Source organism: Pediococcus sp. M21F004, assembly GCF_051122535.1.
GTDB classification, from domain to species: Bacteria; Bacillota; Bacilli; order Lactobacillales; family Lactobacillaceae; genus Pediococcus; species Pediococcus inopinatus.
In genome coordinates this window covers 167,843-183,215 of record NZ_CP177314.1, presented here as the reverse complement: position 1 = coordinate 183,215, position 15,373 = coordinate 167,843, and the positions used below count along the sequence as shown (strand labels likewise).

The following is a 15,373-nucleotide window of genomic DNA, read 5'->3' as shown; positions in this document are numbered from 1 at the left end:
GGCAAGCATTTTTTTAAATCAATTATTTTCAAAAACATGCTATACTAAAAAACTGAATAGAAAGAAGGAATTATTTTGAACAAAGAACGTTTAGCAGCCTTCACTGACGCCGTTCTCGCCATTATTATGACGATCCTAGTTTTGGAACTAGAAAAACCTAAAACAGTTAATTTAGCTGGATTATGGGATTTGCGCGCTAACTTTTTTGCTTATACGCTTTCGTTTTTTTGGCTAGGTTTAATGTGGACTACCCATCATAATAACTGGCACTCAATTACAAAGGTTTCCAACGCAACTGTGTCTTATTCATTACTCATGTTATTTATTGCATCACTATTTCCATACACGACCAGTTTGGTAGCCACAAATTTTAATAATGTGACTGCACAAACTTTTTATGGCCTGGTCGTTTTAGGCGTTTCGTTTAGTAACATGGCTATCTCCCATTCTTTAAAACAAGTTAACCCTTCCGTCCACTTTGGCTGGCTATATGCGTTACCAAATACCTCAATTATTTTAGATGTCGTGATCAAACTCATTGGTCTTCTAATCACCCTAACCGTTTACCCACCGGCCATGATGTACGCAATTTTCATTAATATTTTTGTCGTTGGTTACGCATCTCGGCAAGCAATAAAGAAACAACCTAAAAAAAGTTAATTTAAATCGCAAAATGGATCGCCATCTTTTAGTGGAGATCCATTTTTAGTCTATAAATGTAAAAAGATGCCAGCATCGACTAGTTCTTTCGTAAAACCAGGGACAGTATCGGTTCGTTGCCAATCCCGTTGTAATTCGCAAGCCAATTGGGGAATGCTGGTTGGTTTAGCTCCTGCTTGTTCGACCCGCCGTAAGGCTGCCTCATGGGCAATGACCGAGGTGCCACCAACAGAATCAACCACCGGAAAAACATCGTAGCCTTCATCTAACGCATCTAAGGTTGGAAATGTTAAACACGCTTCCGTCCATAACGCGGCAATAATCAGGTTATGTCGCCCTGTCTGTTTGACTGCTGCCTTAAACTCTGTATCTTCCCATGCATTAATTGTGGTGCGATCATAACTCGGTACATCAGGTAATAAATCTTTAATCGGTGCAATGGTATCTTTATTCCGGCCATTTTTTACATTAACCGTTGATAAAATAACCGGAATCTTAAATGTGTTCATTAATCCGATCACGTTCACCACATTTTTAATGAGTTGTGCGCGATTCATGGAATTAATCGAATTAATCTGGGTTGGTTGATAATCAATTAATAAAAAGGCTGAATTTTCAGGCGTTAACAATTTATCTGCAACTGGATCTCTTCTTGCTTCACTTGTCATCTTCATCGCTCCTTAATTTTAAATAACGTGTCAAAAAATACAAAATGTTTGGCTTTACTTGGTCTAGATAACCTTTCGCGTGGTGCGTCCCCGGTAGTAAGGAAATTTCTACCGGTGTTTGATACTGTCCTAACCGTTTACTTAATTCAAAAATCCCGGAAACTGGTACAAATTCATCCAGGGAATTAATCAGTAACATCGGTCCCGTTTTACCCTGAACGCGATAATAAGGGGTCGCTTCTTTGGCTAGTTTAGGATCATGTAAATAATTAAGGATAAACCATTTATAAAAGCTATCATCCTTACCACTCTGATTAATTGTAGAGCTAGCTCCGGTTGTAAACTTCTGTTTTTGATCCTGTTTTGGCACTACGTCTTGATGATTATTCAACCACACTTCGATATCAAGAATTCCAGAAAGTGATACAGCTGGAATCTGATATTTAATTCCCATTTCAACCGCCATGTTGCCACCAACGGATGAACCGATCACCGCAACTGGTAGCTTCGGTGCATACTTTTTGACCTGTTGATATAAGTGATCCATATCAACCAAGGGCTGCGGATAATATCCTTCTGGTGTTAAATGATAATTTGGCGTGACAACCAAATAACCCTGTTGTGCAAGCCATGTAGATATATCTTCATCTTTAGCCTTGTCGCCCCGAAACCAACCGCCACCATGGATAATAATTAAAAGACCTTTTAACTTATCAATCTTTGGCCGATATTCATCCAACGTTAAATCTGGTGCATAGGTTACGTCTCGTTTAATCTCAATCTGCAAATACAACACCTCATTTCAAGAATTCCATTTGATACCTACACTCTAAGCATCGGCTATTAAAAATGCAAGCGTTTTTATTCGGCAGTTAAATTATCTAACGCGTTTTAGTTAGTCTAAACATCATAATGGTGGTAACTTTAAATTAAGGAGTCCAATTTTTTTGTGAAAGGAGCTTATTTTGAAACAAGAATCGCTATTTGCTAGTGAAAACAGCCAAAACAGTCCTTTAGCTAATCGCGTCCGTCCACAAACCCTTGACGAGTTTACCGGACAAACTCATTTATTAGCTAAGGGAAAAGTGCTACGTGAGATTATCGATCAAGATCAGTTACCCTCAATTATCTTCTGGGGACCACCTGGGGTTGGTAAAACGACTCTGGCACAAATTATTGCCAATAAAACTAAATCACATTTTATTACCTTTAGCGCGGTAACCAGTGGCATCAAAGACATTCGCAAGATCATGGAAGAAGCCGAGGAAAATCGTGAACTTGGTGAAAAAACAATTGTCTTTGTTGATGAAATTCACCGTTTTAATAAAGCCCAACAGGACGCTTTTCTGCCCTTTGTTGAACGTGGCAGCATTACTTTAATTGGCGCTACAACCGAAAATCCGTCATTTGAAATCAATTCGGCGCTGCTTTCCCGTTGCAAAGTCTTTGTTTTAAAAGAATTACAACCAACCGAAATTGTCGAGCTTTTACACAAAGCTCTCAATAATCCAAATGCCTTTCCAAAATGGCAAGTTAAAATCTCTGATGATGTCTTATCGTTGATTTCTCAATTTGCGAACGGCGACGCACGAATTGCGCTGAACACTCTCGAAATGGCCGTCTTAAATGCCGATCATAAAGATAATCTGGTTACAATTACAGAAACTAATTTGAATCAATTTATTAACACCAAGTCTCTACGCTATGATAAACACGGCGAAGAACACTACAATATAATTTCGGCATTGCATAAATCCATGCGCAATAGTGATGTTAATGCCGCGATTTATTGGTTATCTCGGATGTTAGATGGTGGCGAAGATCCTTTGTATATTGCTCGCAGACTGGTACGTTTTGCCAGTGAAGACATCGGCGTGGCTGACACCAAGGCGCTTGAATTGACGATTAACGTTTTTCAAGCCTGTCAATTCTTAGGAATGCCAGAATGCGATGTCCATTTAACGGAAGCCGTTATCTATTTATCACTGGCACCGAAATCCAACGCCGTTTATAAAGCGCGTTTAAATGCAAAAAAAGACGTCAAGAAAAAGGGTAACGAACCTGTCCCACTCCAAATTAGAAATGCTCCTACTAAACTCATGGGCGATCTCGGTTATGGCAAAGATTACCAATACGCTCATTCGAAAAAAGATAAATTAACCGACATGAAAACCATGCCCCCAGATTTAGAAGGACACGAATACTACTTACCTACTGAAGAAGGCAACGAAAAACGATTTAAACAACGCCTTGAATATATAAAGAAATGGCATGAACAGCATAATAATGAGTAATCAAAAAGCGCGAACAAAGTTAAATTTGTTCACGCTTTTTGATTACTTAATATTGCATTAATGAAAGCATATCATAGTCTTTAATCTTATCGCGACCATGCATATCTTTTAATTCGATGATAAACGCTGTTCCAACTACAATCCCGCCAAGTTCTTCAACTAAGTCGATCGTAGCCGAAATAGTGCCACCTGTTGCTAGTAAATCATCAGTCACCAAAACTCTTTGTCCTGGTTTTACAGCATCTTTATGCAGATAAAGTGAAGAAGTACCGTATTCCAAGTCATAAGTTGCTTTGATTGTTTCACGAGGCAGCTTCCCTTTTTTACGAGCTGGTGCAAAGCCAATCCCCAATTCGTAAGCAACTGGGCATCCAACGATGAATCCCCGTGCTTCTGGTCCAACAATCATTTCAACGCCCTTGTTTCGAGCATAATCCACAATCTGGTTTGTCGCTTCCTTATAAGCATTTCCATCACCCATTAAAGGAGAAATATCACGAAAAATAACGCCTTTTTCTGGATAGTCAGGAATACTTGCAACGTAATCATGTAAATCTAATGCCATTTAATCAGCAACTCCTTCATTTTTATCCGCTAACTGCTCTTGAATCCAAATTTTCAGAGTAGCAGATTTACTGTATAATAATTTTTCTTGTGTTTTTATTTGTTGTTCTCTTAAGCTGTAAGCTGGTGCTTCACTCAATTTATGGGGTTCTGGATTCTGAATAAAGGAAACACGACCGGTTTCTATTTTAACAAATTCTAGCTCAGAAAACACCTCAATTAGAAAAACTAATAAACTTTGCGCGATATGCAGATATTTAACTACGGCCGGTAACTGAGTTTTTAAATCAATAACCGGATGATTGGCGAAAAATTTAAATACCTTACCGCTTTGCTCGCGACTTGGCATCCCGTCCAGATAAGCGTTATTCCGCTGATAAAAGTACACCGTCAGTGTGTCCGGTTCCTGTTCGTTCAACCAATTGGTGAATGCGGAAATCGAATCAGGACAATCCACCAAGGTCACATTGCCCGTCAGCAAAGTCTCGTCAGGTTTATTTGCATCTAAAACAACCGATTTTACATTATCTGCCAAATACGGTTTGACCCGTTTATAGGTGGCTTCATGAAAAAATACGTAAGTTGCTGGCTCAGAAAACAATTGAACACTAAGATGCGTTGTTCGTTTGTCAATAACTGGAATAGCATCAATTATCAAATCTTTGACCATCACTTGTGGTTTGGTTTGATTTCGCCAAGTATTAGACTCTAATGTTCCCACTACTTTGATATGATCCGGAACAGCCTGTAAATAAGGTAACAATGCACCCTGCTGAAAAGCGATGGTGTCGATTTGTTGTTTTTCACCAACCAATTGAAATTTCAAATGGCTTTTATCCGCCCCGATTTGTTTAGCGTCCGTAACTTGTTTTGGATCAATCTCAAATTCCGGCATTGGATTGTCCGTCCCGAACGGTCCTAGATGTTGTAAATCTTGAATAACTTTTAAACTAATCTGATCAACCTTAAGCCGTCCATCAATTTGTAAGGGCGTAACTTGATTGAGATTCAAATGATTGGCCTCGGCGGCTGATTCCAACAGCTGTCTAAGTGTCTCAACATTAGTTTTGGCAATGGTTAATCCAACTGCCATATGATGCCCACCAAAGTTTACATACAAATCGCGTTGGCTATTCAAAGCCTCAAACAAATTTAGAGCCTCAACACTTCGTCCAGACCCTTTTAAATTGGGCTCTGTTTCAGCAGCACTAAGGACGATGGTTGGTTTCCCGGTCGTTTCAACAAGTCGACTAGCAACAATTCCTAAAACGCCCTGATGCCAACCAGTGCCCGTTATAACCAAAGTTTTTTTCGCGGCATTCTCAGGTGTCTGCGCCTGCATGATTGCTTCATCATAAATATCCGCAACTAACTGTTTTCGTTGTTCATTGACAGAATCGATATGCTTGGCAATCTGATCAGCTTTATCCTCATCAAAAGTGGTTAATAACTCCACTGCTTCCCCAGCATTTCCAATTCGTCCAACGGCGTTCAAACGTGGTGCAACCGTAAATCCAATATCTTGTTCGTTAATTTCATGCCCGTCTAATCCGCACACTTTTAACAACGCATTAAGACCAACTCGTTGCCCCTCGCTCATGAGCTTTAACCCACTCGTAACCAAGAACCGATTTTCATCTGTTAAGGAAACTAGATCTCCAATTGTGCCAATGGCGACCAAATCTAAGAATTCTTCCGGCACTTCATCCAACAGCGCTGAAGCTACTTTAAAAGCCACCCCAACCCCAGAAAGATCAGAAAATGGATAATGACTACCTGGATAACGAGGGTGCACAATGGCCGTTGCATTTGGAAGCTCATCTGGCATTTCATGATGATCAGTCACAATCACATCCATTCCATGGGTTACTGCGTAATTAATGGGCTCATTACCCGCCACGCCGTTATCAACAGTGATCATCAAATTAACGCCGTTATCAATAAATTCCTGATATTCAGCCATGTTAGGCCCGTAACCATCTTTGAAACGGTCAGGCACAAAGTAATCGACATTAGCCCCTAACTCATTAAGGGTTTCAAACATAATCGTTGTACTCGTCACCCCATCAGCATCATAATCACCATAAACCACAATCTTTTCATCGGCTACGATAGCAGCCTGGATGCGATCGACCGCTTTTTGCATATCATGTAATAAAAATGGATCGTGAATCATTTCGGGATCCATTTTTAAAAATTGGGTGGCTTTATCCACCGTATCATAACCACGACCAACTAGAACAGTTGCCGCAACTTCACTCAACTCACAAGCTTGTGCAATCGCCGTCACTTTTTCTGAATCGATTTTATTTTTTGGCATTTGCCAACTATACTTTGATTTCAGCACTACTTCACTTCCTAATTCATAAAAACAGAATGGACGAAAATCGTTCCTCAAATGAGATTTTCGATCTTTCGTCCAACTCTTAATCATTTAATTTTATCAAACAACTCATTATAATTCTTCGATTTTTTGATTCTGCTGACCATTTTCGCTGCTAACATTATTGACCCGTCGTTTTAATGCGGCGTTTTCTTCGCGAAGTTCATCAATCTCTTTAGTTGCAACATCAATTTCATTACGATGTTCACGTTTTTGAGTCATAATTGTTCCCATCGAAACCAGGAATGTAATTAAGGCGCCCGCAACTAACGACACCAAAATGACCAGGACTAGTGGCCAGTGAACTGTTGTGAATAAAAGACTGATGGGCACTTCACTCACATTAACCACTGCAAAAGCAGCCACTAATAAGACCAAGATTAAAATTATAATAACTCGCCATTGATTTTTCATGTTTCAAATGCCTTACTTTCGATTAAATAATGGACTACTTGCTAAGCGATCCCCAAGGGTTGGAAACCATTCGTATCCGCGATGAATAGCTTCCATATACAGAGGCGCATTGATTTCGCGCCGTGTATAACCAACTGCATTCGTAATTTGATGGGCCACTTTTTCAGGTGACAACGCCAAGAACTTGACGCTATCAAAGTATTTACTGCTTTCAGGTGTCCTTCTAAAGAAATTGGTATCCATCGGTCCAGGATTTACGGTGGTCACTTGAACACCAAGGGGTCGTAATTCTAACCTTAGGGCATTAGAGAAACCAATAACCGCAAACTTGGTTGCCGAATAAATTGAAGATTTGGGTGTAGCAATTTTCCCAGCTACAGAGGCAATATTAAAAATATGTCCCCTGCCACTTTTGATCATTTGTTGCGCAATTCTTTGCGTTACATACATGAGGCCTAAAACATTTACCCGAAACATGTTTTCTGCTTTATCCATCTCAAAGTTTTGAAAGGGTTCAAAAATACCAAATCCAGCACTGTTAATCAAAACATCTACTGGACCAATGTCCTGCAAAATGTGGCTCAATTGCCGGTCAATTGCATCTGGATCTGAAACGTCAAGTTCTACAACATAAGAATTAGTTTGAGAAATCTCTTTACACTTATCTGCTACTTTACGCAAAGCAGTTAGATTGCGGGCACATAAAACAACATTAGCCCCGCGCATAGCCATTTCATAAGCAACTAATTTACCTAACCCACTTGATGCACCGGTAATTAAAACCAATTTACCATTCAAATCACGTAGTTCTCGTAATTTTTCTAGCATTTGATCACTCCTCATCTATTTGAGCGGAATATGAATCACATCAAAATCATGAACAACTTTTGTCGCTTTAAACACTGACTGAGCTTGTTTTTGTAGCTCATTAGCCATTTTACCAGTGTAACGAGCCGAAATATGCGTCAAAATCAACCGTTTTACATTGGCTTCTTTCGCAATTCCAGCTGCTTGAACATTAGTAGAATGATAATAATTACGTGCCAGCTTGCTTTCATTCTTGGCAAAAGTACTTTCATGCACAAGGACATCCGCGTCTTGTGCAAGAATCGGACTGTTCTTAGTTTTTCGGGTATCTCCCAAAATGGTCACAATCCGTCCTGGTTGGGGTTTTCCCAAGTACTCTTTGCCATCGATTTTACGGCCGTCATCTAACGTCACAACTTGTCCCTGTTTCAAAAGACCGTAGAGAGGCCCTGACGGCACGTGCAGGTCTTTTAGCTTATCAACTTGGAGTTGACCGGCATGATCTTTTTCGACAATTCGATAACCAACACTTTCAATTCGATGATCCAATCTCATGAAGGATACCTTAAATTTTTCATCTTCAAAGATAACGCCCTCATCACCTAATTCAACAAAACGAATGGGGTAAGAGAGATGTGAATCAGAAACCCGCATCGCCGTTTGGACAAACTGACGGATTCCCTTGGGGCCATATATCACAAGCTCTGACTCGCCACCTTGAAACGAACGACTGCTTAGTAAGCCAGGAAGGCCAAATAAGTGATCACCATGAAGATGGGTGATGAAAATTTTGTCGATTTTTCGAGGCTTGATTGTGGTACGCAAGATTTGCTGCTGAGTGCCTTCTCCGACATCAAACAACCAAATCGAGTTGCGCTCATCTAATAACTTCAATGCTACACTTGAAACATTTCTAAATTTACCGGGAACTCCTGCTCCGGTTCCTAAAAATTCTAAATCCATAACGCATCGTTCCCCATTTACTCTTGTTTTTTAAATACTACCCTAAATACCATACCACAAATTCGCTCTAATTTGCTATGTAAACTATCTTAGTTTACACTTCAAATGCGATCTGTAATCAATTATAATTGATATTGTAATCTACAAACTAAATTCACAGGATATAATGGAGAAGTCAAATGCGTTTAATTGATTTTAATCTTTCGGTTGCTGAATTGGATCCACAATTAAAACTTTATTTCAAACCGGCTAATCACCCAGCTCTGCCTGTGTCTTCTTTGAAATTACTCGACCATTGGCTAATTGTCGAACCTGGAACAACCCCTTTAACGCTAGATCAATTTGAAACCCGTGTCCAAGCTGCTGGTGGTTCTCGTCAGCTTGCCTATTCGGACACTAACCAAGTTAAATTATTTGGTTATCAATTACGAGAACAAAAAATAATTTTAGGATAAGTGTGAATAAAAACAATGAAAAAAACCATCGTATTTCTTTTCCTTGCAACTTTATTTTTAGGTGGATGCGCCTCGCAAGGCACAGATTCCCATTATCAAAGCAAGGGAAAAACAACTTTTACCAATCAAAACAAGGACGTGCATAAAAAATCTAGCTCAGCAAGTTCCAAAAAAAGTTCTACAGACTTGAGCTCGACTGAAAGTAGTAGTAGCGCCAGTAGCGCCAAAAAATCTTCCAGCTATCGCGTGCCAACGAAGATAAAGAAAAGCGCCAACTATATTTCCCATGGTTATCTTACTAAGCCTAAGCAGTTCTCTTATGATAGCTTCGGAACAAAATTAACCTTGGATAAATATAAAAAATCAGACCAAGTCATTATCAACCGGCCATTGCGTTATCAAATTAGCCAAGTACGTCTATTGAAAAATGAGGCCAAAACCAAGAAAGCAAAACAAGTAGTCGCTACGGCTTTTAACAATACAGATATCACCAATCCTTATTATACCTTGCAGTTAAAATACACGATTAAAAACGAAAGTAGCCAAACAGTCATTATTGGTGGTCTAAATTACGTAAAGCTTTCTAATAGCTATGCGGGAACCCCACTCAGTAATATGGTAGATAGCGCTGCCGGTAAAAAACTGGCCGCGGGCAAAACCCTAAGTACCAATGTCGTCGTCCTTGTCCCGGCGTCTCTAGTTCATACGCTAAATAATTGCACCATTCAATTTTCTAGCGCCTATAGCGTAAATGGTAAGAGTCTTTCAAAAGATTCACTCGATTCAAAAATCACTTTTTAAATAATTAAAAAAGTCCAATTTACCACTTCTCATATGTTGCAGTGCAACACAACGAGATAGTTTGTAAACTGGACTTTTTATTTAATTTGTACTTCCGTAACCCACGATTGCTTTAGTAATCAATGAGGTATATTCTTTGCTTCCTTCGATATTTGGATGCACATGATCTTCATAGAACCAATCAGCATTATTCTGACTAGCTCCATACCAATCAACTATATGAACATTTTTATACTTTTTAGCTGCATCTGCTATTTCATCATTAACTTGCGACTCCCAATTTTGAGTTGGCACATGGACATTTACCCAGAATATCTGGCGCTTAGTTCCAATAATAGAAACAATCGATTTCACTTGTTCACTAGTAAAAGGACCGTTTGTTCCTAAATTAAGCAAAACATTACTGCTCAACGTTCCTTGTGACTTCATCTGATTCAATATATCAGCGGCTTGGTACACTTGACGACCAACCTTGGCTGAAATATAAGCTGTTGGAAAGACTTCTTGTAAATCATCAGAAGTATCCGCCATAATTGAATCACCAATTCCAGTAACAGACATCTTTTCAGCAATTTTAACTTCTGAAGGCTGTAGGCCATATTTCGTTTTAATTGCTGTTTCCTTGTCATTCAATTTAATTGATTTTTCTTTTTTTAATTTTTCTACTTCTTCAGCGTGCTGCTTTTTCTTTTCTGCAGCTTCCTTTTGAGCTTTCAAAGCTTTATCATTTTGCTTTTTTGATTTTTTATTGTTTTTCGTAATATTAAGCTGTAAGGCACTGTGTTGACTACCATTGTTATTTGAGCCATTCACAATTCCAACAACCGCAATTGCAAGCACTGCCACAACTGGAATAACTAAAAGGCGTCCTTTTTTGTGCTTTTTAAACATAATCCCTAACCCCCGTAATGGATGCATGTAATCAAAATGAGCTAACGGTGTTTCAATAAATCGATAGGACAAGTCACTAATTACCACAATAATGGCTGCCTCTGCTAGTGCATTCCATAACGGATGAGCAGCAATGTTCACAATGGCTTTTTCATAAAAAATCATTACCGGAAATTGATACAGATAAATACCGTAACTCCGTTTTCCAATCCAAGCAAAGACTGGGTTAGTAAACCATTTATTAAAACTTGCACCTGGGTGGGCAATAACGGCAACTAAGATTATAGAAAAAATAGAAAAGATAAGCATTCCACCGCGATAAGCAAAACTCTCAGTCCCGCTTAACTCAAACGCCATCCAGACAATAACCCCTAGCGAAACCAAACCAAGCAGATTTAAGAACCACCGCCCCCGGTTATTCAAATTGGGATTAAGATGCGTTGAAGGCCAAAAGAACGCCAATGCTGCTCCTAATAGGTAAGGTGTCATCCGCGTATCAGACCCATAATAGACACGATTGGTATTGCTTGGATCATAAAGAATCATCATTAGCAAAGCAGACACAATTGCTAGTCCAGCTAAAATACCCAAAATGTGACTACGATTTCTGAAAGTAAATAACAACGCAATCATCACAATTGGCCAAATAAAGTAGTATTGACCGATAACAGACAAATACCATAAATGGGTAAACGGTGATTCGCCATTATAGCGATCAAAATACGATTGTCCGTTTCCAATCTGCCACCAATTATAAACAAATAGAAGATTGGTCCATAAAATACTCTTAATATGCGTCAGCAAGTTTTGTGCAAACAAAGTCATGTATGCCGTACTTGCAACTAAGATAACTACCAAAGTCGGATAAAGTCTTTTCAACCGACGTCCGTAAAATGACCATATTTTAATTGAGCCATTTTGATCCCATTCTTGAACAAATAAATCGGTAATTAAGTATCCCGAAATCGCGAAAAAAATCGGAACTCCCAAATAGCCACCCTTCATGTCATAAGGGAGTAAATGATACAAAATAACGCCAAGTAGCGCAAGGACTCGCAGTCCATCAAACCCAGATATGTATCGGCTATGTTTCAGCCGTTTTCCATGAGTTTCATTTACTGGTTTTTCATTCTTTTGAAGTGCACTTATTTTTGATCTGGATTTCCCCACAGAAGTTGTCTTTTCTAAATCCATATGCATCCCTCTATAATCGTTTAATCAACGAATTCAAATGTGAAATCTAGAATACGAACTGAATCACCATTCTTTATGCCAGCCTTACGGAGTGCATCATCAACACCCATCCCGCGCATCTGACGAGCAAATCTAACGATGCTGTCATCATGTTCCGTATTCGTCATCTTAAATAACTTTTCAAGCTTCTCACCAGCGAGAACCCATGTGCCATCCTCATCTTGTTCAACTGTAAATGGTTGTTTTGGCTCGTAAGCGTACGTAACAGAACCATCGGAAACAACTGGTGCCGGAATTGGATCTGGTGTGCTTTCAAGCACGTCTGCTGTATGTTGCATTAAAGGCTCAAGTCCTTTATGCGTAACAGCAGAAATCGGAAAAATATCTGGTGAGTCAGTTTCTTTGGTTGATTCGCGAATTTTCTTTTCAAATTTCTTTAAATTATCTTCAGCATTGGGCATATCCATCTTAGTTGGCACAATGATCTGACGGCGGTTAATCAAATCTGGATCATATTTACTCAGCTCTTGATTAATTTTTTGATAGCTGTCAAACGGATCTTCTTCTTCAACACCACTCATATCTACTAAGTGCAATAAAACTTTTGTTCGTTCTACGTGACGAAGAAATTCGAAGCCTAGGCCAATTCCTTGTGAAGCACCTTCAATTAATCCAGGAATATCAGCAATTACGAAGTCTCGTCCATCATCTAATCGGACCATGCCAAGGTTAGGAACTAAGGTTGTAAAATGATATTCGGCAATTTTAGGCTTAGCACTTGTAACTACTGACAATAAGGTTGATTTTCCAACAGATGGAAAACCAAGGAGCCCAACATCAGCAAGAACTCTAAGTTCTAACTGAATACTTCTTTCTTGCCCTGGTTCCCCATTTTCTGCAATTTCAGGAGCCGGATTTTTGGGACTTGCAAAATGAATGTTACCACGACCACCACGACCACCTTTTGCAATGACAAGTTCTTCATCGTTATCTACTAAATCGCCAATTACTTCACCGGTTTCTGTATCTTTAACGATGGTTCCCCCTGGGACATTAATCACATAATCTCTAGCACTACGGCCGGTCATTTGTTTATTCATTCCGTTACTACCAGAAGGCGCTTTAAACTTACGTTGGTAACGAAAATCCATTAACGTTCTCATTCCTGAATCAACTTTTAAAATGACATCGCCACCGCGGCCGCCATCACCACCGGCTGGTCCACCATTAGGCACAAACTTTTCACGACGGAAAGCAACGATTCCGTTTCCACCGTTCCCAGCCTTTATATTAATTTTAACTTGATCAACAAACATATTTTTCTCCAATGCTATCTAGCTTGACTTGTTGTTACGAATACTCTTATTTTAGCAGAGAATCGCCCTAAATTATACTATTTATTAAACCCGTCTACTTATTTTGAATTAAGGTCTAAAATTACTTAGTTTTTGCTGCTCCATTCAGTGAAATTTTGATTGTTTTAGCAACATTTTCTGGAATCCCTAATTTCTGAAGATCAGCAATCGTTGCCTCAGAAATGTGTTTCATTGAGCCAAATTTACGTAATAACTTGTTGCGCGTCTTTGGCCCTACCCCCGCAATATCATCTAGTCGGGAACTTAAGGAGTGCTTTGTGTGTACTTGACGATGAAATGTAATCGCAAACCGATGCACTTCATCTTGAATTCGTTGAACCAAATAAAATCCCTGGCTCTTAGGATCCAGTGCAACATGCCGATCATCTGGTCCAAACAATAAATCTGCAGTCTTATGTTTATCATTTTTAACCATTCCAGCAACTGGAATTTGTAAGTTTAGTTCATTTACTAAAATGTCTTTCACAGCATTGAGCTGAATCTCCCCGCCATCCATTAAGATCAAGTCCGGCATTGGTTGATGCTCTTTTAATAACCTCGTATAACGGCGACGAATCACTTCTCTGGTACTTGCCGCTTCGTCCGCATGATCTACGGTAGCAAGTTTATATTTACGATACATCTTTTTATCTGGTTGCCCATCCGTAAAAACGACCAAAGCTGAGACTAAATCAGTTCCTTGAATATGTGAATGGTCAAAAGCTTCAATCCGATGACCCTCTGGAATTCCCAATGCGTCGGTAATCTCTTTCATAGCACCAACTGTTTTAGAATCGTCTAACTCCAACAAACGAAATTTCTCTTCTAAGGTAATTTTGGCATTCTCTTTGGCAAGATGCATTAAATCACGTTTTTGTCCTCGTTGTGGTGTTCGAACCGGGATTTTTAAAATATCGCTCATCACTTGATTGTCCAACCCGGCCGGCACAAGAACCTCGTTAGGTAATAAATTATTCTTTTGATTATAAAATTGCAAGATAAATGTCGTCAATTCTTCTGTTGCCGTGCTAACAACGGGAAAAAGTCGTTTTTCTCGTTTCATGAGTCGTGCTTGGCGAATAAAAAATACCTGAATTGATAACCACCCTTTATCAATGTAGAAATTAAACAGATCTCTAGGCGTATGATCATTAGAAATGATTTTTTGCTTCTCGACTGTTACTTCAATGTAGTGAATCTGATCCCGAATATCCGCAGCTCTTTCAAACTCTAAATCTTGAGCTGCTTCATTCATTTTGGTAGTCAACTGTTTCTTAACAGTTTTCACATTGCCATTTAGAAATGACTTAATCCGGGTAATTTGCTTAGCATAAGCTTCTTCAGGCACTGTTTTAAAACAGGCTCCCAAACATTGACCCATATGATAGTACAAACACGGACGGTGCTGAAATCCATTGCAACGCCGCAGTGGATAAACCTTTTGTAAGAAGTTCAAAGTTTCTTCGGCAGCATAAACATTAGGATATGGTCCAAAATAATAAGCCCCATCTTTTTTTAGATCTCCAGAGATAATCATTTGGGGATCCCGCTCATTAGTAATTTTTATATACGGATACCCAGTGCCTCGTTTTAATTTGATATTAAAATAAGGTTGATACTTTTGAATTAAGGTAATTTCTAGCAAAAATGCTTCTTTATCACTAGAAGTCACAATATAATCAAAATCCGCAATTTCGGAAACCAGCCGCGCAGTCTTGCCATCATGCGAACTCTTAAAATAAGAGCGCACCCGGTTCTTTAGATTTTTAGCCTTTCCGACATAAATAATCTGACTATTAATATTCTTCATCTGATAACAGCCCGGTAAATCTGGTAACAAAGCTAACTTATGTTCAATATGTTCTGACGCCAACTGGTTTCACCTCCCCGGATAATGTAAATAACTTGTAACATTATACCGCCT

General features: G+C 39.2%; 14 protein-coding genes. 4 read left to right on the top strand and 10 right to left on the bottom strand.

The genetic code is table 11. From position 1 onward, the window contains the following. The first annotated feature begins 75 nt into the window (after positions 1–75). Positions 76–660 (top strand): TMEM175 family protein, encoded by a 585-nt coding sequence (locus tag ACLHK8_RS00930; protein ID WP_063697716.1) that lies wholly within the window; start codon positions 76–78, stop codon positions 658–660. A 50-nt stretch (positions 661–710) separates the two neighbouring features. Here the strand turns inward: ACLHK8_RS00930 and ACLHK8_RS00925 are convergent, their stop codons facing one another. Both ACLHK8_RS00925 and ACLHK8_RS00920 read right to left on the bottom strand, forming a co-directional pair. After that, entirely contained in the window at positions 711–1,328 is a 618-nt protein-coding gene (locus tag ACLHK8_RS00925; RefSeq protein ID WP_057774579.1) for a hydrolase, read from the bottom strand. Then, positions 1,318–2,115 (bottom strand): alpha/beta hydrolase, encoded by a 798-nt coding sequence (locus ACLHK8_RS00920; RefSeq protein WP_063697719.1) that lies wholly within the window; start codon positions 2,113–2,115, stop codon positions 1,318–1,320. The genes ACLHK8_RS00925 and ACLHK8_RS00920 overlap by 11 nt, the downstream gene beginning before the upstream one ends. 178 nt (positions 2,116–2,293) lie before the next feature. On the opposite strand from ACLHK8_RS00920, the gene ACLHK8_RS00915 reads away from it, so the two are divergent. After that, entirely contained in the window at positions 2,294–3,622 is a 1,329-nt protein-coding gene (locus ACLHK8_RS00915) for a replication-associated recombination protein A (RefSeq protein ID WP_063697723.1), read from the top strand. A 46-nt stretch (positions 3,623–3,668) separates the two neighbouring features. Here the strand turns inward: ACLHK8_RS00915 and ACLHK8_RS00910 are convergent, their stop codons facing one another. The 5 genes from ACLHK8_RS00910 to rnz form a co-directional block, all read right to left on the bottom strand. Then, a complete protein-coding gene (locus ACLHK8_RS00910; RefSeq protein ID WP_057773638.1) occupies positions 3,669–4,187 on the bottom strand; it encodes an adenine phosphoribosyltransferase in 519 nt (172 codons plus the stop codon). Beyond that, complete coding sequence (recJ, locus tag ACLHK8_RS00905) at positions 4,188–6,533, bottom strand: single-stranded-DNA-specific exonuclease RecJ (protein WP_057773636.1); 2,346 nt, start codon at positions 6,531–6,533, stop codon at positions 4,188–4,190. 108 nt (positions 6,534–6,641) lie between these two features. After that, a complete protein-coding gene (locus ACLHK8_RS00900) occupies positions 6,642–6,983 on the bottom strand; it encodes a LapA family protein (protein WP_057773634.1) in 342 nt (113 codons plus the stop codon). 12 nt (positions 6,984–6,995) lie between these two features. Then, the gene (locus ACLHK8_RS00895) at positions 6,996–7,811 is read right to left on the bottom strand and encodes an SDR family NAD(P)-dependent oxidoreductase (RefSeq protein ID WP_057773632.1); all 816 of its coding nucleotides are present in this window, start codon (positions 7,809–7,811) and stop codon (positions 6,996–6,998) included. A 15-nt stretch (positions 7,812–7,826) separates the two neighbouring features. Next, positions 7,827–8,753, bottom strand: coding sequence for a ribonuclease Z (gene rnz, locus ACLHK8_RS00890; protein ID WP_057773630.1), 927 nt, complete (start codon positions 8,751–8,753; stop codon positions 7,827–7,829). 179 nt (positions 8,754–8,932) lie between these two features. Between rnz and ACLHK8_RS00885 the strand changes: the two genes are divergently transcribed. Continuing rightward, entirely contained in the window at positions 8,933–9,208 is a 276-nt protein-coding gene (locus ACLHK8_RS00885; protein WP_057773627.1) for a hypothetical protein, read from the top strand. Between the two features lie 15 nt (positions 9,209–9,223). Next, the gene (locus ACLHK8_RS00880; protein WP_057773626.1) at positions 9,224–10,009 is read left to right on the top strand and encodes a hypothetical protein; all 786 of its coding nucleotides are present in this window, start codon (positions 9,224–9,226) and stop codon (positions 10,007–10,009) included. An 81-nt stretch (positions 10,010–10,090) separates the two neighbouring features. On the opposite strand, the gene ACLHK8_RS00875 is transcribed toward ACLHK8_RS00880, so the two are convergent. From ACLHK8_RS00875 to uvrC, 3 genes are all read right to left on the bottom strand, one after another. After that, positions 10,091–12,094, bottom strand: a complete 2,004-nt coding sequence (locus ACLHK8_RS00875; RefSeq protein WP_082854854.1) for an acyltransferase family protein — start codon at positions 12,092–12,094, stop codon at positions 10,091–10,093. A 20-nt stretch (positions 12,095–12,114) separates the two neighbouring features. Beyond that, complete coding sequence (gene obgE, locus ACLHK8_RS00870) at positions 12,115–13,410, bottom strand: GTPase ObgE (RefSeq protein ID WP_057773624.1); 1,296 nt, start codon at positions 13,408–13,410, stop codon at positions 12,115–12,117. Positions 13,411–13,531: 121 nt separating this feature from the next. Further along, complete coding sequence (gene uvrC, locus ACLHK8_RS00865) at positions 13,532–15,322, bottom strand: excinuclease ABC subunit UvrC (protein WP_063697732.1); 1,791 nt, start codon at positions 15,320–15,322, stop codon at positions 13,532–13,534. Positions 15,323–15,373 lie beyond the last annotated feature (51 nt).